Genomic DNA, 21,907 nt, shown 5'->3' with positions numbered 1-21,907 from the left:
GGCTAAAGCCGCAAGTTCGTTTTTCCTCCCCCGGCTAAAGCACGGGGGTTTCCAAACGTATCGGAGGTTATCATGATAGAGCATCTAATCGTTACCACCTTAGTAGAAAATACCGCAGGGGGAAAGGGACTGCTGGGAGAACATGGGTTATCCTTTCTCATCGAGGCGAGAAAGGGGGAAGAAACGTGGCGAATTTTGTTCGATACCGGGCAAGGATTCGTATTGGGCCACAATGTCAAGCAGTTGGGAATTGCCCTGCACCCCCTAGATGCGATCGTTCTCAGTCACGGGCACTACGACCATACAGGGGGTTTACCAGAGGTTCTACAGGAGTGCCCGGAGGCGGATTTGTTTGTGCATCCCTCGGGACTGGAGGAGAAATATAGTCCCAGAGGGGATATTGGTGCGCCGATCCGGGATAGAGAAGAGCTGCGATCGCGCGTGGGTAATCTCGTGTGGACCACTACCCCCACGGAACTCTATCCCGGTATCTGCGTTACTGGAACGATTCCCCGTGGCCACGAATTGGAAGACACTGGCGGCAACTTTTGGCGCGACAAAACCCACCAGCAAATCGATACCCTCCCGGACGACCAAGCCTTATTTATAAACACCCCCCAGGGAATTGTGGTGATTTTGGGATGTGCCCATGCCGGTACGATCAACACCCTCGACTATATTAAATCTCTCACTACAGTGCAGAGATTTCATGCAGTGCTGGGGGGGATGCATTTGTTACGTGCTACTCGAGAGCGCATCGAAGCTACGGCGAAGGCGCTAGAGGAGTATGAAGTGAGGCTGATTGCGCCGAACCATTGCACGGGCATGAATGCGATCGCCCATTTTTGGCAGCGTTTTCCCGATCGCGTTGTGGAATGCAAGGTAGGCAGCCGATTGGAGTTTGGCGATCGCAGATAATTGTTGCCGCGATCGCGAATCCTCTCCCGTCCGAGCCAAGGGTCAAAAAAGCACCAGAGTAGAGACGCCTTCAGACGTCTCTACTGGTTTGATAGGGTTGCGCGCGAACCGGAATCTCGCAACAAATCAAGCCAAAATTCAACAGAAGTCATTCGCGAGCTGCTGGCGACGAGCAATAAGTAACATAGAGCAATACAGAATTTAAACTTGCGTGCGAGGATGACGAGCGCCTACAGAAGCGCCAATCATGGAGGCAATTAAGCCCAGCAAAGAGCCAAATAAAAACGACCACCCTGCCTGTGCCAACTCGCCCACCAACGCTTGAGCTTCTGCGGGGGTAACATTTTGCATGTCGCTGGGAACGGTCATTCGATCGACCATACTAGCATTTGCGGCGACAATGCCAAAGGTTCCCGACACGCCACTGGCGAGCAACCAAGAACTAATTGCGATGGTTGTTGCCCACAAAATTGCTCCATTGAGCAGTGCGGTTTTCTTATTCATCGGACCGCAGGTTCGAGCCATCACCCAACCGCCGATAAATAAAGCAATCAGCAGACTAATAATCGACCAAATGCCCACACTCCAGCCAATAGTATTGGCATCAGCTCCCGCTGCGCCTACCGTCAAACCAATAGCGACTCCGAGGGCGCTTAACATCAGTTGAGCGGCGATCGCGATCGCAATTCCGCCAAAAATCGGTCCCCACCGCACGCGATCGTGGTAATCCACCACCGGATTTTGATTGACAATTGGCGGCTCGACAACATTCGTTCCACCTCGATTTCCATAAGTCATTTTTACTATCTCCTAACTCCCTCAAAAAAAATTTTTTGGTCTCAAAATACCAGCATTTCGGAGAATGCCCGCATCGATACTAGATTAACTGTAAGCGGAATGAAAGGTTTTCATATCTATCTACAGTAATACTTTTTCCAGCTTGCCGGCTTTCGGGAAGTCAATCCCCAGATAGAGTCAGAAAAGTGCAGAATTTTTTATCATAGATTTACGGAGTAAAACATAAACGGAGAACTATAATAGTATGGCTCTTTACAAAATTCAAGACTTTTATCCAAACTATCGCGAAGAGATGTTTGAGGGGGATGACATCAAAGGATACGATGTCTATGCCAACATTGGCCAAGAAGATAAAATCGGCACTGTTGAAGATGCCCTGGTGGATGAATCCGGTTATTTCCGCTATCTGGTTATCGATACTGGGTTTTGGATTTTTGGCAAGAAAGTATTAATGCCGATTGGGCGGTGTCGCGTAGATACCGATCGCCATCGCGTTTATGCGATCGGCATCGAGAATAAAGAGCAAATCGAACAACTGCCCGATTATCACCACGACATGGAAATCGATCGCCCCTATGAAGAACGAGTGCGATCGGTCTTTCAACTTCCCGCCGTGGAACATTCTGCTGCTGTAGAAGCCACACCCCCAGTGGAAGCCAGTGGCGTTAAGACAGAAGCTCACCACACCCATGAGACTCCCCCCAAATCCCGGGAAAACCTGCCTGCTACAGAAGGCGTCAAAGAAGAGCGGGAAGTGACTGCCTACAAACGAGAACCCGATTTGTATCAGGTTAACGAACGGGATCATCAACAACTGAAACTCTACGAAGAACGACTGATCGCGAACAAAAACCGAGCAAAAGCCGGGGAAGTCACCGTGGGCAAACGAGTGGAAAAGGAAACGGCAAAGGCTACAGTTCCCGTAGAAAAGGAAAAAGTCATCGTTGAAGTCAAAGACGTAGAAGGCAAAGAACGGCGCGTTGCCCCCGGCGAACCGGATTTCGGGAATAGCGAAGTGGCCCGCATGGAAGTATATGAGGAAAATGCAGACATTCGCAAAGAAGCGTTCGTGCGCGGCGAAGTCGAGGTTCGCAAAGAAGTGGAACGCGATCGCGTGGAAGCCGAAGAAACCATTCGTCGCGAAGAGTTAGAAGTGAACCGCGAAGGTTCTCCCGTTGTAGAAGAGAACAACCCCAGCTAAGCAGACTCGTTAGTGAGACGATCGCCCTTACTTGTCTCAGATAACTGCCTAGGCTGACCGGATACTTCGGCTGTTCCCGCAGATGTTCTACACTTCTGCAAGCCGAAGTTTCCCGGCGTCACATGCTCTCATGGGAGCCAATCCCCACAGTTTCCGTGAATTTAACCGGAAAAAACGAATTTTAAATTAAAACAATGGGTTTTAACCAAATTGTAAAAGGAGAATTATACTGATGTCTATTTCGTGTAAATGGCCGATCGCGATCGCCACCTCCATCGCCATCGGACTCAGCGCCGGCATTACCGTTCCGGAAATTGCCGTTTCTGCGCCCAACACTTCCGAAGAAGAACAAACCAGCGCTTTTCCCGATGTGGAAGCCGATTACTGGGCTACGCCGTTTATTCAAGCCTTAGCGGAAGAGAACATTGTGGTGGGATATCCCGATGGTCGCTTCAAACCGGCAGAAGATATCGATCGCGATGAATTTGCCGCCTTAGTTCGCACCGCCTTCGACCCGGATATGGAGCGGCAAATTCCCAGTGGCAGCGTTTTCGACGACGTTCCCGCCGATTATTGGGCAGCACAAGCGATCGAACAAGCCTATGAAACCGGATTTCTCGAAGCATTTGCCAACGAGAATTTCTTTTATCCGCGCCAGGAAATGACCCGCGCCGAAGCGATTTCTGCCCTGGTTCGGGGATTGGAATTAAAGGCTACCCTGCCCGAATCCACCACCTATCAAGCGAGAGTGGTCGAACCGGTACCCCAGAAGCAGCAGCGGCCCGTGCAGAAGCGTCGGTTAGTCTTTCCCCTCGCCGCCACTGCGTTGATGCAACCGTTCCTAGTAATCAATCGCGCCCAAACCCAAACCCCGGTAGCCGAAGAACCCGAGGCGAGACAAGAGTTTCAGGTAGGAATTCCCACCGCCGATTTAAACGCTTACTATGCAGATGCCGATCGCATACCCGCTTCCGAACGCGACGACTTAGCCGTAGCCACGCAAGCGAATATTGTGGTCAACTATCCCGACCCCACCCTGCTCAATCCCAACGAATTGCTCAACCGAGGTGCGGCAGCGGCGATAATTTATCAAACGTTAGTATATCAGGGAAGGATGCAACCCCTCCCGGAAAATTCAGAAGCCGCTGAATATGTGGTGAATCCGCCCACCCAGGTCAACGAAGCACAAAACTCATCCGCAGCGCGATCGGCTGAGTAATAGCTCTGGGACTCCGTAACATAATATACTCACCAGCCCCGTAGGGTGCGTCACCCCCACCACCCAATCCGTGCCACATTCAGACCCATAGAATCCGGGGGTGACGCACCACCCTCTAAACTTTATACAATGTGAAATGAATCGTTGCCGATCGCCCCGGCATTCCTTGCGCGCTCAGGAGGCGGAGCCTCGGGAAGGGCGTTCCCAGGCTGGAGCCTGGGAACGAGTCAACGAGTCAACGAGTCAGCGAGTCAGGGGGGAACGAAGCAAAGGCGCGACATCCTTCTCCCCAGATTCAGGTCCATCGCCGCATACCACAGAGACGAAATTAGGTCAACCCCCGAGCAAACAGGCGATCGCCCGATAAAAATTCCGGATTTTCCCGTAAAAAAGCGCATTTTGAATGGTGGTGCCTGCCCAGACGCCCCGAGAGGCGGATGTTTTCAGGCAGTGACACACAACAGCGCAAACTCTACCCAGGCGGAGTATATGAAACGGATTACGGCTGAGGAACTCCTGAACAACTATCAAACCGGACAACGGGACTTTTTGCTATTAGACTTGTGTGGCGCAGACTTACGAGGAGCGGATTTGCGGCAAATCAACGTGATGGGGGCCGATTTGATTGGTGGTTCCCTATGTGGAGCCGATCTCAGTGGAGCCGATCTCAGTGGAGCCGACTTAACCCGTGCCGACTTATCCCATGCGAACTTAAGCGGTGCGGATCTGACCCATGCCATTGTAGGTGAGGCAGACTTCACCGGGGTCAACCTCACCGGTGCGATTCTCAACGGCGCGATTTTGGGGTGGGATAATGCACTCGGACCGAACTTTAGCGAAGCGAACCTAACGGGAGCGAAACTGCAGCAAGTCCACTTACCGAGAGCTTCTTTCAGGGAAGCCAACCTCTCCGCTGCCGATTGCGCCGATGCCACCTTAATTTACGGGGATTTCACCTCAGCATTTTTGCTCGGAACCTGTTTGAAGCAAGCCAATTTAAGTCAAGCGAATTTCCGGCGATCGCACCTGTTTGGCACCTTTTTCGTCGCCAGCTTTTTGAGTGGAACCTGCTTCCATGAAGCCCATTTAAACGCGGTGAACTTTTACGAAGCCTCCCTCAACCCCCTTTCCCTGCAATCCGCCAACGAGTGCCAGCGCATCGTGATGCCCAATGGCACCCTAGCGCTCGATTATCGGCGACAAGGGCAGTTGCGCGAACATCGTCAGCTCAATCTCGCCGTCAAACCGCCCCTCGAAGCCCATTCCGTCACCCTGTGAGGGAGAATAAAGAATGAACAATTGCGAACATTATTCAATTCTCGATTCTCAATCCTCCACGCTCCAGACTTTCACCGTACCATCTGCACTGCCACTGACGATCGCCTGAGACGCTTTTGCCGCAAACGCCACTGCATTCACCCAATTCGAGTGGCCAGTAAATTGGCGTAATTCCTGACCGGTTCGTAGGTGCCAGACCTTGATGGTACTGTCCGCGCTACCACTGACCAGGTGGTAGCCATCGGGGCTAAATGACACAGAATTCACCGGTTCGGAATGAGCCGCGATCGTGCCTCGCGCTTCCCCGGTGGAGGCGTTCCACAGAGTAATCGTCCCATCTTCTCCCGCACTGGCGATCGTCTTGCCGGTGGGGCTAAAGGCAATCGAATTAATCGCATCGGGTTCGGTACTGAAGCGCAACAGTTCTTCACCGGAGCGCGCATTCCACAAAATAATCGTCCCATTTTCGCTTGCCGAGGCCAAAATTGCCCCATCGGGACTGAACCTGACCGAAGACACCGCTTCCTCATGTCCTTCCAAGGTCATCATTTCTGCGCCGGTTTGTAGATTCCAGAGTTTCAGCGTTTCATCTGCCGATCCACTGGCCAAAATCGGGGAATCTGGACTAAAGGCAACCGCATCCACGCGATAGGAATGTCCTTTCAGGGTGCGGATTTCCTTACCGGTTAGCAAATCCCACAACTTAATCGTTTCATCCCCGCTACCGGAGGCGAGCATTTTGCCATCGGGGCTAAAGCTAACCGACCACACCCCTTCAGCATGTCCGGAAAGCAGAATAGCCAATGCGCCGCTATCGAGACTCCAGACTTTCACCAGACCATCTTCGCTACCGCTAGCGATTCGGTGTCCGTCAGGACTGATGGCGATATCTTCTACCCAGCTTGAAATGCCGCTGAGCGATCGCAACTCTTCGCCGCTGTGCAAGTTCCATTTAGCGGTATCTCCACCGCTACCACTACCCACCATTTGACCGTCTGGGGTAAACACCACCGAGTCCACCCATTCCACATCCCCGCCCAGGGTTTGTCGTTCTTCCCCGGTTTCCAGGTCCCACACTTTAATCGAGCGATCGCCACTCCCACTGGCCAAGGTGCGATTATCCGGCGCAACGGCGATCGAGCTAATCCACTCCGAATGCCCGCGCAGGGTATTTCTCGGCAGCTTCATTTCCTCTTCAGAGTCCCCCTGCAGGTTCCAAACTTTCACGCTTTCGTCCGCACTGCCAGTGATCAACCAGCGTCCATCGGTAGTAAATGTGACCACATTCACCCCTGCGGAATGCCCCTTCAAGCTGCGGATTTGCTCGCCGGTACTGACATTCCACAGTTTCACGGTTCTATCTTCGCTGCCACTGGCCACCATTTGCCCGTCCGGACTCAATGCCACCGCATACACCCAGTCGCGATGGCCGGTCAAGGTTTTGCTTTCTTTGCCGGTTTCCAAATCCCACAGTTTCACCGTGCTGTCGCCGCCACTGGCCAACATCCGCCCATCGGCACTAAACGCCACGGAATACACCCAGTCAAAATGCCCCTCGAGGGTCTGGCATTCTTCCCCGGTCTGGAGGTTCCACACTTTAATCGTATTATCCTTAGACCCGCTGGCGAGAAACTGACCATCGGGGCTAAATGCCAAGGAAGTGACCCAGCGGGAATGGCCGGTGAGGGTGCGCTCAACTGTAGCGATCTCTTTACTGCTGTTGAGGTCCACCCGCCACAGTTTAATCGTGGCGTCACCACTGCCGGTGGCTAAGCGTTGCCCATCGGGACTAAATGCCACGGAATCCACCCAGTCGGTATGTCCGCTCAACACGCACAATTGTTCGCCGGTGTCCAGTCGCCACAGGGCGATCGAGTTATCGTTACTGCCAGAGGCGAGCAGGCGGCCATCCGGATGAATGGCAATAGAATAAATGCGGCTCGAATGTCCCCCCATCGTGCGCAGACATTTGAAAAAGCGATAGTGATTGTACTCTTGCAAGGCTTTCCGCACGTCCGGTTCGCTGCGGTGTCGCAGCAGCAGATAGGCAGCGCGCTGTACTGCTTCCGCTTCGTCATTTAAGGCGGCGATCGCCTTGGCGACTCCATCGGATTTTCCCTGCTTCAAATCCGCTCGCAAAGCAAGGATTTTGGCTTCTGCATCCGGAAAAACCAAATTCGCGTTTCCCGTCTCGATTGGATTTTTTGCCATTGGTTTTTTACTCCACCCGCACGACTATCAAACACTCTTTTAAGTTTTTAGACATTACGCAATTCACCCCTAATGATTCTCAACATCGGGTGTAATGGGCATTCTTGCCCGCCGACAAATGGCTTGCGTCACTCCTGGTTTTGTTATCATCCCGCAGAGCGTTGCGCTCAACGCGCACACACGCCCCTGCTCCATGCACCCTGACTCGCGCGCGCAACTCGGGCGCGAGACTTTTCTTTACTGTACCCCGTGGAGAAGTTATTTTTTCTTCTCTGAGAACAATTCCTCCCAACACGCCGGGGAGAGGATTTGCGCTTCATCATCGGATAGATAGAAGGAATACACCCCAGTATCGGAGCGATCGCAGCGCAAGGGTTCAAGCTCTTTGCTAAACGGATTCCACACGGCGACCACTTCTCGTTTTTGTTTTTTGCGGATTAATTCGCAGTGGATATGAACCGTGGGTAACTCGATTATCAAGGCACTATGCAGTTGCGCCTCGAGTTTGAGGGCGTATCGTTCTTGAATATCTTTGATTTTTCGCTCCAGTTCTTTTTGGGTGGCGGCAATTCGCGCTTTTTCGCGATCGCGCTGTTCTCCTTCTAAGTTTTTTTTCTTAATTTTGGCGTTAATTTCTTGGGCGATCGTGCGATAATACTCTTTTACTCTGTTCTCATCGCGCTGCTGTTTGCGGGTTAAACTGGCTTGCCACTTCTCAATATCTGCTACAATCAACTTTGCCGATGTTTTCTCGATAATTCGCGATAATTTCTCAAACTCCACCGCCGCCCCATTGGTGTCTGCAAAACCCTCGACGCGATCGGATGTCCACAGCAACGCATCTCCAATCTCCACCGGTGCTACCCCAGTGATTTCATTCACGCAAAACGATACCATTCCCAACCGTTTCTCATCTGCCGTTGCCGTATAAGCCACATTACACAGCAAATAGGGCGTGGTTTCTGCATGAGCTTCGATAAACCGAATCAACCCATTTTGCGGCGTTAGGCGATTTAAAATCAGTTTTTCAAAGCCGGTTTTTTTCATATATCCGTCGTATTTTACCCCAAACCTTCCCACATAGCCCAACGGTTCGAGCAGGGTTTCAAACCTTTTTAAAATCTCGGAATTATAGCTAACAAAACAGCCGTCGCGCACTTCTGCTGTGGTGGTAAAGGTCACTTCTTCTTCCACATCTAGGGTATTGGCTACCGATTCTGGGAGCAATACCTCTAAGGTATGAGGGGTGGAAAATTCGGCGACCCCTTCTTGCAGCGCCACCACTTTGGCCACAGTTTCTAAAATTGGATTTTCGCTCATTTTCTCTACAATTGATTACGCTTCAAAATCTTCTCCAAAAATTTGTTCGTCTAGTTCGCGAGTTTGATAATAGCTGTCTTTTGCTTTTAACAAATTATGCGCCAAATCATCGAAGGCATCGTCCAGTTCTGGGCGCGACTGGTTTTGCAGCCAGATATCCATAATTGCTTCGCCAAAATCGAATTCATCTTCCATATTGCCTAAAATGGTTTCGATTTCCCCCACGACTAACTCGAACATATTGATTTTATCGTGCAGGATGCGGAGAATGTACTCTTCGATGCTATCTTTGATGCAAAAATTAAAGATAAACACATCTTGGGTTTGACCGATGCGATGAATGCGACCGATGCGCTGTTCGATTCGCATGGGATTCCAGGGTAAATCGTAGTTGACGATCGCATTGGCAAACTGAATGTTGCGACCTTCGCCCCCGGTTTCCGACGCCAGCAACACTGGGACGGATTCGCGAAATTCCGCGATCGCCTCATCTTTATGTTTCAAGGTCATATCCCCGCGAAATTCCGCAAACCCAATCCCCTCTTTTGCCAAACACCGCGCTAAATACGATTGCGTCTCTCGGTGAGTGGTAAATACCAAAGTTTTTTGCGTCGATTTCTTCAATAAATTAACGAGCTGTTGCGCTTTTTCAAAACTTTTAATCCCTTTGGCGCGTTTGAGTAAAAATTTCACCTCTTCATGGTCAAATCGTTCCGACAGCGTGTTAAGATAATCCGCAAGTGCCGTGGGACTGCTCCCGGCCCGCATCAAGAGCATGTTGCGCGTCAGGCGGTCTAATCCTTTTTCATTTTGATGCTGACGCAAATAGGCGTTAATCGCTCGATATAATTCTTGCTCGGCTTTAGAAGGAGTCACGGTAATAGTGGAGGCGAATCGTTTCGGCAGTTTTACATCCACTAAACTGCGGGTATTTCTCACCATAACCTCGCGCATGAGTTGGCGCAATTGTTCCGGATTTTTCGGCAAGCGACTATTGCCCGAATGCACGTATTCTTTTTTAAATTGTGCCTGGGTTTTTAACAGTCCCGGTTTTAATAAAGTCAGCAGGTTGTAGAGTTCGACCAGGGTATTTTGCACCGGGGTGGCGGTGAGCATGAGGATAAACCGCTTTTTAATCGCATTAACCAGCTTCCAGTTGAGGGTTTTGCTATTTTTCAGGTGATGCGCTTCATCCACCACCACCATATCCCATTCCCGGGCGGTGACATGGGCGAAGTGGCTTTTATGTTTGGCGGTATTGATAGAAGCAATGATGCGATCGTTTTCCTGCCAAAATGTTTCGGCATCCCCTTGACGTTCGTCCGTGGTGATGGTAGGAATGCCAAATTTATCCTCGAGTTCCAGTTGCCATTGAGAAACCAGGGAGGCGGGGGTGACGACTAACAGGGATTTTATCATGCCTCGGTTGAGATATTCTTTACAAATCAATCCCGCTTCGATGGTTTTTCCCAATCCCACTTCATCGGCGAGTAAGGCGCGCCCTCCCATTTGTTTGATGACTTTTTTGGCGGTTTCGATTTGATACCAATGTTTGTCGATATGGGTCAAACTAGGCAAGCAGACCAATTGGTCGTAATCGGCTAAAATCGATAAATGAAATAAATCCAGTCTGGCTTGATAGTATTCAACTGGGCTAAAATGGCACTGTTGCAGCGCTTGCAATGCCGGGGAGGGTTTAAATTGAAAGGAATAAGCGTTGGTCATAGATTGCACTGCGATCGCGGGTAATAAACTAACTTTATAAAGTTGGCCGAGATATTGCCATCGGGGCAGGTTTGGAGTATTTTATCAGGAAAAGTTTAGATGCGATCGCCCCCGGTGCCAGCTTCAGTGTACGTGAAACTGTCCAGCGCTGCGATCGCCCCTGCTATTTGCCATTGTACGCCAACTAAGACTGTATGGGAGAGGAAAACTCAATGCCGACTTTCCTCTCCCATATTTTGCCGTTTCCTTGTTTTTGCAACCCCTGTGCCCTGTGGACAGAGAAGGGCTGAAAAATTATCGGCTTCCCGAACCGTTTATGCTGAAACCTGTCTTGATTTTAAAGTCATAAAAAAGACAGAACAATTGCGGTTCGGGGAAGGTTTAGCGCATCGCCCGAAAAATATTCAGGCGATCGCCTTTAGCGTTCTACGGATGACTCTTCTTTGTTGGAAGAGTTTTCCTGGTTGTCGCTGTTATTCTCCGAATTCGGCGGTTTTCTGTAAAATCGGCGAGAATTGGTAGATTTACGGAAGCGACGAGCGTAAGCTTTATTCCGCAGAGCTTTTTCTTTTTTAGGGTTGCGACGTTTTGCCATATTTACCTCATTGATTAATCAACACACTTAGGTCTTGCGGATGCCGCGAACAACGGTACGCGATCGTGACGCTTGGGGCGTCATCGATGGGTTAAATGCTGAAGCGCGGGGAGAAGCAGAAAACCAGAGGAATAACCTTCATGCTTCGTCGGTCACTGTTTCCACCCTCCCGCGCTTCAGCACGCCTGACTATCTGCATTTCTCAATTTTGCACGCTGATTCTCGTCTCGCGAAACCGACTCAGAGAGCGAGAATCCCACGGGTTATGAGAAACCTTCACCCGTGGTAGCGATCGCTGCTTTGCAGATGGATCCAAGATTGGATTGAACGAATTGCGACACTTGAGCGCCAATCGATTGGTCCATCTTGCACAAGACCGCTGTGTGCGTTGGACTCCATTCTAACAATGTTCGCGCAGAAAAACCGCCTCGATCCTAAGCAAACCCTTATTTTAAAGGATAAAATGACCATTTTCCCACGGATTTTCCCACCGATTCCCTCGGGAAAACCCGCCCGAGGATGGCAAAGGGCGCGCCAAAGATTTCGATTTTCTGTGGGCGGAACTTCCAATCCCCTCCCCCCTGTCCAAACCAGGAGAGCGGATGGGCCAGGGTCGCGCCCCGGTGCGAATTGGCAGGAAATCCCGAGAGTGAAATCAACTGCAGGGGCAAAAGTAGGTGGGAAAATCTGCTTTCCCCGTCCCATTGCTGTACGATGAGGAGGGACAAGTAGCAACAGCCGCTTGGCCGCTACCGACAGTTTTCCGGTTTCATCCAACTCGTCCAAGATTGTTTTTTCGGTTCGCTACAGCTTACGAATGTTTATGCGTCGCTTATGGCATTTTGCCCAAAACGTACTGGGGATTTTGTTTCGCCATCCCATCCTCGGGGTCAGCGTTATCCCCATTTTGCCCGACGGTCAAATCGTATTGGTTCGCCGTCGGGATAATGGTAAATGGGCACTTCCCGGGGGAATGGTGGACTGGGGAGAGGACCTACCCACCACGTTACGCCGGGAGTTGGCGGAAGAAACCGGCTTGGAATTGGTCACAACCCAGCGCTTGGTGGGCATCTATTCCGCACCCGATCGCGATCCGCGCATTCACTCGATATGCGTGGTGGTGGCGGCGGAAGTTCGCGGAACGATGCAAATTGAAGATACTCTAGAAATCAGCGAGGTGAAGGGGTTCGATCGCGATGCTCTTCCGGTGGGGCACCTGTCCCACGATCACGACCGCCAGTTACAAGACTTTCTCAATGGCGTCACCACTGTGGCTTAAGCGCAGGCGATGGGCGGGTCCATCTCAACCCCACTCTGCCTCGGCGGCGTAACAACTCCCGCTTATCGGGGTTGCCTGATGGCTTGTTCCACCACACCCAATCAGCAGCATGACTCTACCGCTACGCAATTCTCGAATTAAGCTCTCTGTCGGACAACTTTTCTGGCGCGAAATCGGTCAGGAGGGACCTACAGTGGTGTTTTTACATGGCTCTTGGACCGATAGCAGTCAGTGGGTGCCGGTGAAGAGGGCGTTGAGCGAGGACTATCACTGCTTTGCGGTGGATTTACTCGGATTTGGCGAGTCGGAAAACCCCAACGTTCACTACTCCATCGCCTTACAGGTGGATTTTCTCGAGGAGTTCTGCGAAACGTTGAACCTGCAAGAAATCTATTTGGTGGGTCACTCCTTAGGCGGTTGGGTGGCGGCTAGTTATGCGGTTAAATATATGGAACGGGTGCGAGGCTTAGTCTTGCTGACCCCGGAAGGAGTGGAAGTTCCGGGACTAGAAAACCGCTGGCGCAGGGTCGCGTTGTGGATGAAGGGCTTGCCGGTGCTGCAATTCCTGCGATCGCCCCTGTTGCGCTTGGCGAAGCTGTTGCGCTTGCAGCCGGTGGTGGAGGATTTTCTACAGCAACTCGAAACCCTGCAACACTCTACCGTCGCCTGTCAGCTTCTCTTCCAACGTCGCCGCCCGGAAATTAACTCGGAGTTACTCCAAGAGCGTTTAAGCTCGATTAAACTGCCGGTGTCGATTCTGTGCGGCGACGCGGATACCCCCGGGGCGATGGCCCTGTCTCAGGCTTATGCGGATCTTCTGCCCAACGCGCAATTGCACAAGATTCCGGATGCGGGGGAAAATTTACCCCTTGCTTTCCCCGATGCGGTGGCGCAGCAGATTCGCGCTTTGGTGGATGGCGAGAGGGATGAAGGCATCAGGGCTTAGCACTCTGGCGGCGTTTCACCAGGCGCATTCCCCAAAAGATTAAATGCGGATCGGCGATCGCCTCCTGGGCGATTTCTGGGGCTTGCACTTGCAGGTATTTCACCAGTCTCCTCCCCCCTCCCCCGGCGATCGCTACTGTAGCTTCGGGAAATTGTTGCCACCAATTCTCGATAAAGTCTCGCACCCCGGCGACGATACTATAAACGACCCCACTTTGAATCGCCCCCGCCGTTTCTGTGGCCCAGCGGGAGGGCAGTTGGGCGGGAATTTCAATCTCGGGTAGGGCGGCGGTTTTTTGCGATAAGGACTGTAGCTGTAGGGCAAATCCGGGTAAAATCGCACCGCCGACGAGTCGCTGGCGATCGTCGGCCCCGGTGAAGGTTAAGGCAGTACCGGCATCGATCGCTAAGCAGGGCCACCCCCACTGATGTCCCGCCCCTACTACCGCTAAGGCGCGATCGATGCCGAAGCTGGGATACATCCCTTGCAAGGGCACTTCGTCGCGGGTAATGATTCGCCCGCGCCCATACTCCCGCCACAGATCTAGCTGCTGTGGCACCACGGAGGCTATCCACAGGGCCGGCGGTTCCCCCACCCATTCTCCCACCGGTGCGTCCCCACAGGGTGCGGATTTCGGCCACAAATATCCCCGGTTCCACGCCCCTATCCGTTGTTGGGCGCGATCGCGATCGCTGTGGGGCGTATCCCAATCCCGCTGCAGGGCCTCCCCCACAAACCACGCCCAGTGCAGTTGCGAGTTGCCAATCGCTAATGCCAGCCAGTTTTCTTCGCCAGATGGAGTGCAAGGGGAAAGGGAGGTCATGTTCGGAATTAAGAATTAAGAATTGAGAATTGAGAATTAAGGCATTTGAGTGATTATCAATTGAAAAATGCCCCCATGAGGAGGGCTACCCTACAGTCCATTTAGCCCTACCCTTCTGCTGGGGTTCTAGGGTAAGGGGTATTTTTCTTTAATTAAGAATTGTACCAATCCGCAACCCACTGCGATTCGGTGCGGCGGTTTTCCCCGTCGGTTCGTTTTGAATAACCCTTAAATATAACAAATTTTGAGGAATGCCACTGTAGTGCAAGAGACTTCATTTACAAGCATAGTATTTCCCCTCGATTTTGATAAACAAACAAAATGAGACAAAATATTTTAGCAACAGATTGGCAATCTGGCAACCAAACTGGGAGGTCAAAACTTAAAATTTTTATAAAAATTTGTTAAGATGATTCACAGAGCCATTTCCTGCATCTGCACTGCTTCTTACGCCTTACCAGTTAAAATACCTTATGTTCCTGAAAGTATATCAACCCTATTGCGAGTTGCCGAATACTGCTTCGATCGCGCAAGCCAATTCGGTGCAAGTCCCCCCTCCAGATGACGATACCGCCACAGTTGTGCGGGAAAACTGCGATGTGCAAACCCGGGAACTGCAACAGCAAGTTCAACTCTCGAGCTTGCTCAATCAAATCAATAATGCCATTCGCAGTACCCTGGATTTAGATGAAGTGCTGCAAACCGCCTGTCGGTTATTAGCTAAAACCCTCAACTGCGATCGCGCCAGTATCCTCGTCACCCTTCCCGAGGACCGCGACACCTTAATCACCCGAGGCGAATACAAAAAAGACGACTATCCGAGTCAACTGGGACTGAAAGTGCCCTTGCAGGATAACGCCCACTTACAAATGTTGATATCGCAGGCGAAACCCTTAGCGGTGACGCGGTTTGTAGACTTTCCGGGGTTAGGACGCCAAACCCAAGAAATCGTCGAAAAACTGGGGATTCGGTCGATGCTGGCGATCGCCATGCGCTATCAAGGGCGAGTCAATGGCATTCTCGGCTTGCATCAGTGCGATCGCGAACGGGAGTGGACCGCATGGGAACAGGACCTCCTAGAAGGAGTCGCCTCCCAACTGGCGATCGCCATCAACCAAGCCCAACTCTACAGCGCCACCCGCGCCGCCGCCGAACGCGAGGCACTCCTGCGCCTGGTGACCGACCAAATCAGAAGCACCCTGGATTTGCAAACCATTTTGCAAACAGCCGTGCGCGGGGTGCGAGAACTCCTGCAAACCGATCGGGTGGTCATTTACCAATTCAAAGAAAACTGGCACGGAGAAATCGTCGTCGAAGACCTGCTGGTTCCCTGGCCCTCTATCTTTGGCGACATGGTGGCGGACAACTGCTTCAGTGGCGAATATGCGAAATTATATCAAAAAGGCCGCGTCAGAGCCATTAACGACATTCACAATGCCGGCTTAGAATCCTGCCACGAACGATATTTAGCATCCTTGCAGGTGAAAGCCAACCTGATCGTGCCGATCGCGATCGGCGAGAAGCTGTGGGGACTACTGATTGCCCACGAATGCCATGCGCCGCGTCGGTGGACAAACGAGGAAATCGACTTGCTGCGCCAGTTAGGCGATCGCTTGGCGATCGCGATTTCCCAAGGGGAACTCTACGCCCAAGTGCAAGAAGCCGCCGCGACTTCCAAAGCGCAGGCGGAACAACTGCAAGCCACCCTAGAAGAACTAAAAGCCACCCAGCAGCAATTAATTCAAAGCGAAAAACTCTCGGGGTTAGGGCAAATGGTGGCCGGTATTGCTCACGAAATCAACAATGCCAACAATTTTATCCATGCCAATTTGCCCCACGCGATCGAATATGCCGAGGCGTTGAATGAGGCGATCGATTTCTATGCCGAATCTCACCCGCAAGCGGCGTCTTTGCTCGAACAAATCCGCGATGAATTTGACCTGGATTACATTCGCGAAGATTTTCCCAAATTGCTCAATTCCATGCAGCAAGGAAGCAATCGGATTCGCACGATCGTGCAGACGTTGCGGAATTTTTCCCACCTGGACGAAGCGCCATCGAAAGCGGTGGATCTCAACCAGGGTCTCGACAATAGCCTCGCCATGTTGCAACATCGCCTGCAACCGGGTCTGAAGGTTAGCAAACACTATGGTAAGCTGCCACCAGTGGAATGTCGTCCGGGGCAAATCAATCAAGTGTTTTTTAATTTGATTAATAATGCCTTAGATGCTCTGGAAAACCAGGGGGAGGGGGCTGAGTTGACCCTGACGACTTATCAAAGTGGCCCGGATTGGGTGACGATTTCGATTCGCGATAACGGTCCGGGGATTGCGCCGGAGATTCAAGGGAAGATTTTCGATCCGTTTTTTACCACCAAGCCGGTGGGGAAAGGGACGGGTTTGGGACTGTCTCTGTGCTACCAGGCGATCGCCCAGGATGGCGGTGGCAAAATTCGCTGTGTCAGCGAAGCGGGGCAAGGGGCGGAATTTCTGGTGGAATTGCCCGTGAAGCCGACAGTGAGGTAAACGGGGAGGAAATTGTCGGGGCTGTTCGCGCGCTCCAAATGGGGTTGAGCCTTTACTCCCGTTTTGCTCCTCCCCCCATTCGCGACAGGGGCGGAATTTTATTATCACACTATGCGTGCTTTGTCAAATAAAAATTTGAAATACTTAACGGAATGATAGTTTTTTTAATTAAAACTAATCATAAAGTTATGTAACAATAACATTAACAGCAAACGTAATCGGTAGCTCTCAAGGAGGCCATCTATGGTAGTCGCCCTCAGCGATCGCCTCGAAAACCGACTGACAATCGAAACCAGCGAAATCGCAGAAGATACCACCACCATTCGGTGTTTGGATTGGGATCGCGATCGCTTCGACATTGAATTTGGCCTGCAAAACGGCACCACCTACAACTCATTTTTGATTCGCGGGGCACAAACCGCCTTAGTCGATACCTCTCATGCAAAGTTTCGCGAGCTTTATCTCGACACCCTGGGCGATTGTATCGACCCGACTCAAATCGACTATCTCATTATCAGTCACACCGAACCGGATCACAGCGGTTTAGTGAAAGAGGTGCTAGAACTCGCCCCCCAAGTCACGGTGGTGGGTGCCAAAGTGGCCATTCAATTTTTAGAAAATTTAGTTCATCGCCCCTTCGAACGCAAAGTTGTCAAAAATGGCGAGACCCTGGATTTGGGTAACGGCCACGTTTTACAATTCGTCAATGCACCCAACCTGCACTGGCCCGATACCATTTTTACCTACGATAAGAAAACTCAGGTAATGTTCACCTGCGATGCGTTCGGAATGCACTATTGTTCCGATAAAACCTATGATGAGGATTTAAGCGCGATTGAAGCGGATTATCGCTTTTATTACGAGTGCTTGATGGCTCCCAATGCGCGATCGGTGCTCGGGGCGATGAAACGGATGCCTGATGTGGAAGAAATCGGCACGATCGCCACCGGACACGGCCCGCTGTTGCGATACAATATCGGCGAACTCACCGGACGCTACAAGAGCTGGAGCCAAGCCCAAGCCAAGGCGCAAACTACGGTGGCGGTGTTTTACGTGTCGGACTACGGGTATAGCGATCGCCTCTCCCAAGCGATCGCGCGCGGAATCACCAAAACCGGGGTCAATGTGGAAATGATGGATCTCAAATCCGCAGATACCGCCGAAGTGCGCGAATTGGTCAGCATCGCCTCGGGAGTCGCGATCGGCGCGCCTCCGCTGACTGGTGTGGGTGCGGCGACGGCGGAAGCGGCGCTCAGCACGATTTTGGCCTCGGTTCACGACAAACAGGCGATCGGCTTGTTTGAATCCGGCGGCGGAAACGACCAATCCATCTATCCCCTGGCGGTGAAGTTCAACGAACTCGGTCTCAAGCCCGGATTTCCCAATATTACGATTAAGGAAACCCCCACGGAAGCGACCTATCAGCTTTGCGATGAGGCGGGAACCGATATGGGACAATTGCTGAGCCGCAAAAAAGCGATCGCTCAAATGAAGTCCCTGGATAGCGAGTTGGATAAAGCCCTGGGACGCCTCAGCGGCGGACTGTATATCATCACCGCCCGCAAAGGAGATGTCAGCAGTGCGATGCTGGCGTCTTGGGTGACGCAAGCGAGTTTCGAACCGTTGGGGGTGACGATCGCCGTGGCGAAAGACCGGGCGATCGAAGCGCTAATGCAGGTGGGCGATCGTTTTGTCCTCAATGTATTGGAAGAGGATAACTATCAATCCCTGATGCGCCACTTCTTAAAGCGCTTCCCCCCCGGGGCGGATCGCTTCGCCGGGGTGAAAACGCAAAACACCAGCAACGGTTCTCCCATCCTCAGCGAAGCCCTCGCCTATCTCGAATGCGAGGTCCTCAGTCGCATGGAATGCAGCGATCACTGGGTCGTTTACAGCAAGGTGGATGCGGGTCGCGTTTCTAAACCAGACGCCCTTCCCGCCGTTCACCACCGCAAAGTGGGCAATCATTACTAATTTTCCCGCAATTGCCCGCCTGCGATGCTCTTTTCCCACTCGGTCTGGTTTTCCTGATTTCCGCGTTCCCAGGCTCCAAGGGCACGCAATCGCCGTAGAGACGCTTCTGAATCGCGTCTCTACCGCCTCCTTAAACGGAGGATGCATGAGTTGCACCTTTGCTTCCCGAGGGAACTGTGCGATCGCGAATCCACCGACCAATTCCACCCACCACAGCTTACAATAGTGGGAAATGAGGCATTCGTGCCCTTTTTTGTCCGTCAAGCCGTCCCTCGCATTTCTCACATATGGTTACAACTCCAACCAAAACTAGAGACGTTCAGGTGTACCTTTTGGAAGAAGACACCAAGGTGCTGCGATCGCGCACCTGGGATCGACTGAAGTTTGAAGTCGAATATTCCCTCGCCAAAGGAACCACCGCCAATTCGTTCTTAATTGAAGGCGATAAAATTGCCCTAATCGACCCTCCCGGAGAATCGTTCACGGAAAATTATCTCGACACCTTGCAAAAGCGCATCGAGCTAAATCGCATCGATTATGTGATTCTCGGCCATTTTAACGCCAACCGAGGTGTTACCCTGAAAGCCTTGTTGGATTTGGCCCCGCAGATTACCTTTGTCTGTTCCAATCCCGCCGCTTTAGCCCTGCGGCAATTTTTTGAAAATACGGAACTGAAAATTACGGTGGTGCGCGGGGAAGATACCCTGGATTTAGGGAAAGGCCATCAATTGCAGTTTATCACCACGCCGACGCCGAAGTGGCCCGATGGTCTGTTAACTTACGACCCGAAAACCCGCATTTTGTTTACCGATAAGTTGTTTTGTGCCCATGTGTGCGGCGACCAAATTTTTGATGAAGGGTGGGCGATTTACAGCGAAGATCGGCGCTTTTATTACGATTGTCTGCACGCCGCACAAGCCGGTCAAGTGCTTTCCGCGTTGGATAAAATTGCGGAATTGCCGTCGATTAAGCTATACGCCCCGGGTCACGGTCCGCTGGTTCTCTATGGGATGAATGAATTGCGCGGACTGTACCGCAAATGGAGTGAGGAACAAAAGTCCCAAAGGTTGAATGTGGCGTTGATTTATGCCTCGGCGTATGGGAATACGGCAACTCTGGGACAGGCGATCGAAAAAGGCTTGACCAAAGCGGGGATTTCGGTTACATCTCTCAACTGCGAACAAGCGGAAACCGCTGATATTCAAGCGGCGGTGGAAAAATGCGACGGGTTTATTATCGGATCGCCGACTCTGGGGGGTCACGCCCCGATTCAGGTGCAAACGGCGTTGGGGATTATTCTTAATTCGGTGTCGAAAAATAAACTCACCGGGGTGTTTGGTTCGTTTGGCTGGAGTGGCGAAGCGATCGACCTGCTGGAAAGCAAGTTGAAAGATGCGGGGTATAAGTTCGGCTTTGAACCGATTCGGGTGAAGTTTACCCCCACTGACGTCACTCTGCAAGCTTGCGAAGAGGCGGCGATCGATTTTGCCCAAGCCCTGAAGCGATCGCAGAAACGTCTCGCCAGCAAGTCTTCTACCATGTCCGCCTCGGGGAGCGATCGCACCGCTCAAGCCGTGGGTCGCATCGTCGGCTCTCTCTGTGTGGTCTCCGCTAAGCGCGGCGATGTCACTTCCGGGATGTTGGCGTCTTGGGTTTCCCAAGCCACCTTTACCCCGCCGGGCATTACCGTGGCGGTGGCGAAAGACCGGGCGTTGGAATCTCTCACTCACACGGGAGATAAATTCGTGCTGAATGTTTTAGCAGAAGGAAAACAACTTCGCAAGCACTTTATGAAGCGCTTTGCCCCCGGAGAAGACCGCTTTGCCGGCTTAAATACCGCAGAAGCGGAAAACGGTTGTCCGATTCTCACTGACGCCCTGGCTTATTTGGAATGCGTCGTGCAAAACCGCATGGAATGCGGCGATCACTGGGTGGTTTATGCCACGGTGGAAAATGGCAGTGTTATGGATAGCGATCGCGTAACGGCGGTTCACTACCGCAAAACCGGCACTCATTATTAAGGCGATGGGTGGGCTTTTGCCCATCCTCCCTTTCCCCACCCTGGGCGCTTTGCGGCTAAACCTTCTCGGGTTCAAATGGCATGAACCGCACGGCTGACTTTTTTTTCCCTTTTCGTGCTAAAATGGCTTGCACTAACAATTGCCAAGCAACCCAGGACAAGCAACTGGGATAGAACAGTTGTAAGGCTTGGGCGATTTGCCGACGCTTGAGTGCCACTAGGCTCCAATGCAGGTGCAGGTAAGCGCGAATACTGTCTAGGGAGGGAATGTCCTGGCGGTGGCGATCGCTGACGTATTGATAAATCTTTTCTTTGATGATAATATTGGTTTTTAACCGCGTTTTTAAGGGGATTTTTGCATTGTAAGCGTCGGGCCAAATGGTGCGGTAGGCCAAACATTGATTGAGAAACATCGCATCGCCAAATCGGGCAATTTCAATCCAGGAATCGATATCGTCGCAGTTGGTATCCAACTGGGAATCCCACCCCCGGGTTTGGCAGAATGCATCCCGCCGAAATGCGACTTGCGCTGGAGTGCCAAATGGGAGCAATTCTAATAACATCCCATAGTGGATATCGGCTTGGGGAATGTAACAGGTTTTGCCGATTCCAATGGATCGGGTGTGACTGATTTCTTCTTCCTGGAGATTCACCTGCGCCGCTTGACAAGAGCAGATAACCGCCTCCGGATGCACCGCGATCGCCCGTTCCATTTCTGCGATGCAATTCGGCGCGAGATAGTCATCGTCATCTAAGGGCTTAATCCACTCTCCTTTCGCCCGGTTTACCCCCGCATTCATGGTCTCAGCGTGACCTAAATTCTCGAAATTGCGATGATAGGTGACGCGATCGCCCAAACTGCAAACGTATTGTTCGGTTCCATCTGTAGACCCATCATCAGCTACCACCACTTCGCACGGCACGGTTTGGTTCAGTGCTGAGTCAATGGCGCGCTTTAAAAAGGATAAGCGATTGTAGGTGGTGATGACAATCGAGAATTTCATCAGAAATTAGGGTTGGTAAGGGGGAGAACGGAAACCCTCGTCATTTATGCGTAGGGAGGAGTTCTCCCCCC

The 21,907-nt window shown here is 51.8% G+C and carries 16 protein-coding genes; 9 read left to right on the top strand and 7 right to left on the bottom strand.

The features are described 5' to 3' along the window. Positions 1–72 precede the first annotated feature (72 nt). Positions 73–918, top strand: a complete 846-nt coding sequence (locus AC0QH1_RS22915) for an MBL fold metallo-hydrolase (RefSeq protein WP_324633686.1) — start codon at positions 73–75, stop codon at positions 916–918. A gap of 201 nt (positions 919–1,119) precedes the next feature. Here AC0QH1_RS22915 and AC0QH1_RS22910 read toward each other — a convergent pair whose 3' ends face one another. After that, positions 1,120–1,716, bottom strand: coding sequence for a hypothetical protein (locus AC0QH1_RS22910; RefSeq protein ID WP_324633684.1), 597 nt, complete (start codon positions 1,714–1,716; stop codon positions 1,120–1,122). A gap of 244 nt (positions 1,717–1,960) precedes the next feature. On the opposite strand from AC0QH1_RS22910, the gene AC0QH1_RS22905 reads away from it, so the two are divergent. From AC0QH1_RS22905 to AC0QH1_RS22895, 3 genes are all read left to right on the top strand, one after another. After that, positions 1,961–2,917 carry a DUF2382 domain-containing protein gene (locus AC0QH1_RS22905; protein WP_324633683.1) on the top strand — a complete coding sequence of 319 codons (957 nt, stop codon included), beginning with the start codon at positions 1,961–1,963 and terminating at the stop codon, positions 2,915–2,917. Positions 2,918–3,149: 232 nt separating this feature from the next. Further along, entirely contained in the window at positions 3,150–4,136 is a 987-nt protein-coding gene (locus tag AC0QH1_RS22900) for an S-layer homology domain-containing protein (protein WP_324633682.1), read from the top strand. 489 nt (positions 4,137–4,625) lie between these two features. Further along, on the top strand, positions 4,626–5,414 hold the full coding sequence (locus tag AC0QH1_RS22895; protein WP_324633681.1) for a pentapeptide repeat-containing protein: 789 nt from the start codon (positions 4,626–4,628) through the stop codon (positions 5,412–5,414). Between the two features lie 48 nt (positions 5,415–5,462). On the opposite strand, the gene AC0QH1_RS22890 is transcribed toward AC0QH1_RS22895, so the two are convergent. From AC0QH1_RS22890 to AC0QH1_RS22875, 4 genes are all read right to left on the bottom strand, one after another. After that, positions 5,463–7,625, bottom strand: a complete 2,163-nt coding sequence (locus AC0QH1_RS22890) for a WD40 repeat domain-containing protein (RefSeq protein WP_324633680.1) — start codon at positions 7,623–7,625, stop codon at positions 5,463–5,465. 258 nt (positions 7,626–7,883) lie between these two features. Continuing rightward, on the bottom strand, positions 7,884–8,945 hold the full coding sequence (locus AC0QH1_RS22885; RefSeq protein WP_324633678.1) for a hypothetical protein: 1,062 nt from the start codon (positions 8,943–8,945) through the stop codon (positions 7,884–7,886). Positions 8,946–8,960: 15 nt separating this feature from the next. Then, positions 8,961–10,670 carry a DEAD/DEAH box helicase gene (locus tag AC0QH1_RS22880; protein WP_324633677.1) on the bottom strand — a complete coding sequence of 570 codons (1,710 nt, stop codon included), beginning with the start codon at positions 10,668–10,670 and terminating at the stop codon, positions 8,961–8,963. A gap of 418 nt (positions 10,671–11,088) precedes the next feature. Then, on the bottom strand, positions 11,089–11,265 hold the full coding sequence (locus tag AC0QH1_RS22875; protein ID WP_324633676.1) for a hypothetical protein: 177 nt from the start codon (positions 11,263–11,265) through the stop codon (positions 11,089–11,091). Positions 11,266–12,088: 823 nt separating this feature from the next. On the opposite strand from AC0QH1_RS22875, the gene AC0QH1_RS22870 reads away from it, so the two are divergent. Together AC0QH1_RS22870 and AC0QH1_RS22865 are read left to right on the top strand one after the other, a co-directional pair. Beyond that, the gene (locus AC0QH1_RS22870) at positions 12,089–12,544 is read left to right on the top strand and encodes an NUDIX hydrolase (protein ID WP_324633687.1); all 456 of its coding nucleotides are present in this window, start codon (positions 12,089–12,091) and stop codon (positions 12,542–12,544) included. A 109-nt stretch (positions 12,545–12,653) separates the two neighbouring features. Continuing rightward, positions 12,654–13,490 carry an alpha/beta fold hydrolase gene (locus AC0QH1_RS22865; protein WP_324633675.1) on the top strand — a complete coding sequence of 279 codons (837 nt, stop codon included), beginning with the start codon at positions 12,654–12,656 and terminating at the stop codon, positions 13,488–13,490. On the opposite strand, the gene AC0QH1_RS22860 is transcribed toward AC0QH1_RS22865, so the two are convergent. Beyond that, positions 13,480–14,313, bottom strand: coding sequence for a pantothenate kinase (locus tag AC0QH1_RS22860; protein WP_324633674.1), 834 nt, complete (start codon positions 14,311–14,313; stop codon positions 13,480–13,482). The two genes, AC0QH1_RS22865 and AC0QH1_RS22860, sit on opposite strands and share 11 nt — an antisense overlap. Before the next feature lie 473 nt (positions 14,314–14,786). Here AC0QH1_RS22860 and AC0QH1_RS22855 point away from each other — a divergent pair, with 473 nt between their 5' ends. The 3 genes from AC0QH1_RS22855 to AC0QH1_RS22845 all read left to right on the top strand — a co-directional run bounded on the left by AC0QH1_RS22855 (position 14,787) and on the right by AC0QH1_RS22845 (position 20,833). Then, a complete protein-coding gene (locus AC0QH1_RS22855) occupies positions 14,787–16,838 on the top strand; it encodes a GAF domain-containing sensor histidine kinase (RefSeq protein WP_324633673.1) in 2,052 nt (683 codons plus the stop codon). A 243-nt stretch (positions 16,839–17,081) separates the two neighbouring features. Continuing rightward, positions 17,082–18,812, top strand: coding sequence for a diflavin flavoprotein (locus tag AC0QH1_RS22850; protein ID WP_324633672.1), 1,731 nt, complete (start codon positions 17,082–17,084; stop codon positions 18,810–18,812). Between the two features lie 287 nt (positions 18,813–19,099). Further along, the gene (locus AC0QH1_RS22845) at positions 19,100–20,833 is read left to right on the top strand and encodes a diflavin flavoprotein (protein ID WP_324633671.1); all 1,734 of its coding nucleotides are present in this window, start codon (positions 19,100–19,102) and stop codon (positions 20,831–20,833) included. Between the two features lie 55 nt (positions 20,834–20,888). Here AC0QH1_RS22845 and AC0QH1_RS22840 read toward each other — a convergent pair whose 3' ends face one another. Then, positions 20,889–21,836, bottom strand: coding sequence for a glycosyltransferase family 2 protein (locus AC0QH1_RS22840; protein ID WP_324633670.1), 948 nt, complete (start codon positions 21,834–21,836; stop codon positions 20,889–20,891). Between the last annotated feature and the right edge of the window lie 71 nt (positions 21,837–21,907).

It is taken from the genome of Phormidium sp. CCY1219 (genome assembly GCF_055795085.1).
Note: the sequence above shows the minus strand (reverse complement) of the source record. Positions and strands in the feature narration are given on the sequence as shown.

Bases quoted from the DNA above. Each gene is read 5' to 3' on its own strand.
- AC0QH1_RS22880 (WP_324633677.1), bottom strand. From the start codon at position 10,670: ATGACCAACGCTTATTCCTTTCAATTTAAACCCTCCCCGGCATTGCAA.
- AC0QH1_RS22850 (WP_324633672.1), top strand. From the start codon at position 17,082: ATGGTAGTCGCCCTCAGCGATCGCCTCGAAAACCGACTGACAATCGAA.
- AC0QH1_RS22865 (WP_324633675.1), top strand. From the start codon at position 12,654: ATGACTCTACCGCTACGCAATTCTCGAATTAAGCTCTCTGTCGGACAA.
- AC0QH1_RS22905 (WP_324633683.1), top strand. From the start codon at position 1,961: ATGGCTCTTTACAAAATTCAAGACTTTTATCCAAACTATCGCGAAGAG.
- AC0QH1_RS22895 (WP_324633681.1), top strand. From the start codon at position 4,626: ATGAAACGGATTACGGCTGAGGAACTCCTGAACAACTATCAAACCGGA.
- AC0QH1_RS22845 (WP_324633671.1), top strand. From the start codon at position 19,100: ATGGTTACAACTCCAACCAAAACTAGAGACGTTCAGGTGTACCTTTTG.
- AC0QH1_RS22915 (WP_324633686.1), top strand. From the start codon at position 73: ATGATAGAGCATCTAATCGTTACCACCTTAGTAGAAAATACCGCAGGG.
- AC0QH1_RS22840 (WP_324633670.1), bottom strand. From the start codon at position 21,836: ATGAAATTCTCGATTGTCATCACCACCTACAATCGCTTATCCTTTTTA.
- AC0QH1_RS22900 (WP_324633682.1), top strand. From the start codon at position 3,150: ATGTCTATTTCGTGTAAATGGCCGATCGCGATCGCCACCTCCATCGCC.
- AC0QH1_RS22890 (WP_324633680.1), bottom strand. From the start codon at position 7,625: ATGGCAAAAAATCCAATCGAGACGGGAAACGCGAATTTGGTTTTTCCG.
- AC0QH1_RS22885 (WP_324633678.1), bottom strand. From the start codon at position 8,945: ATGAGCGAAAATCCAATTTTAGAAACTGTGGCCAAAGTGGTGGCGCTG.
- AC0QH1_RS22860 (WP_324633674.1), bottom strand. From the start codon at position 14,313: ATGACCTCCCTTTCCCCTTGCACTCCATCTGGCGAAGAAAACTGGCTG.
- AC0QH1_RS22875 (WP_324633676.1), bottom strand. From the start codon at position 11,265: ATGGCAAAACGTCGCAACCCTAAAAAAGAAAAAGCTCTGCGGAATAAA.
- AC0QH1_RS22910 (WP_324633684.1), bottom strand. From the start codon at position 1,716: ATGACTTATGGAAATCGAGGTGGAACGAATGTTGTCGAGCCGCCAATT.
- AC0QH1_RS22855 (WP_324633673.1), top strand. From the start codon at position 14,787: ATGTTCCTGAAAGTATATCAACCCTATTGCGAGTTGCCGAATACTGCT.
- AC0QH1_RS22870 (WP_324633687.1), top strand. From the start codon at position 12,089: ATGCGTCGCTTATGGCATTTTGCCCAAAACGTACTGGGGATTTTGTTT.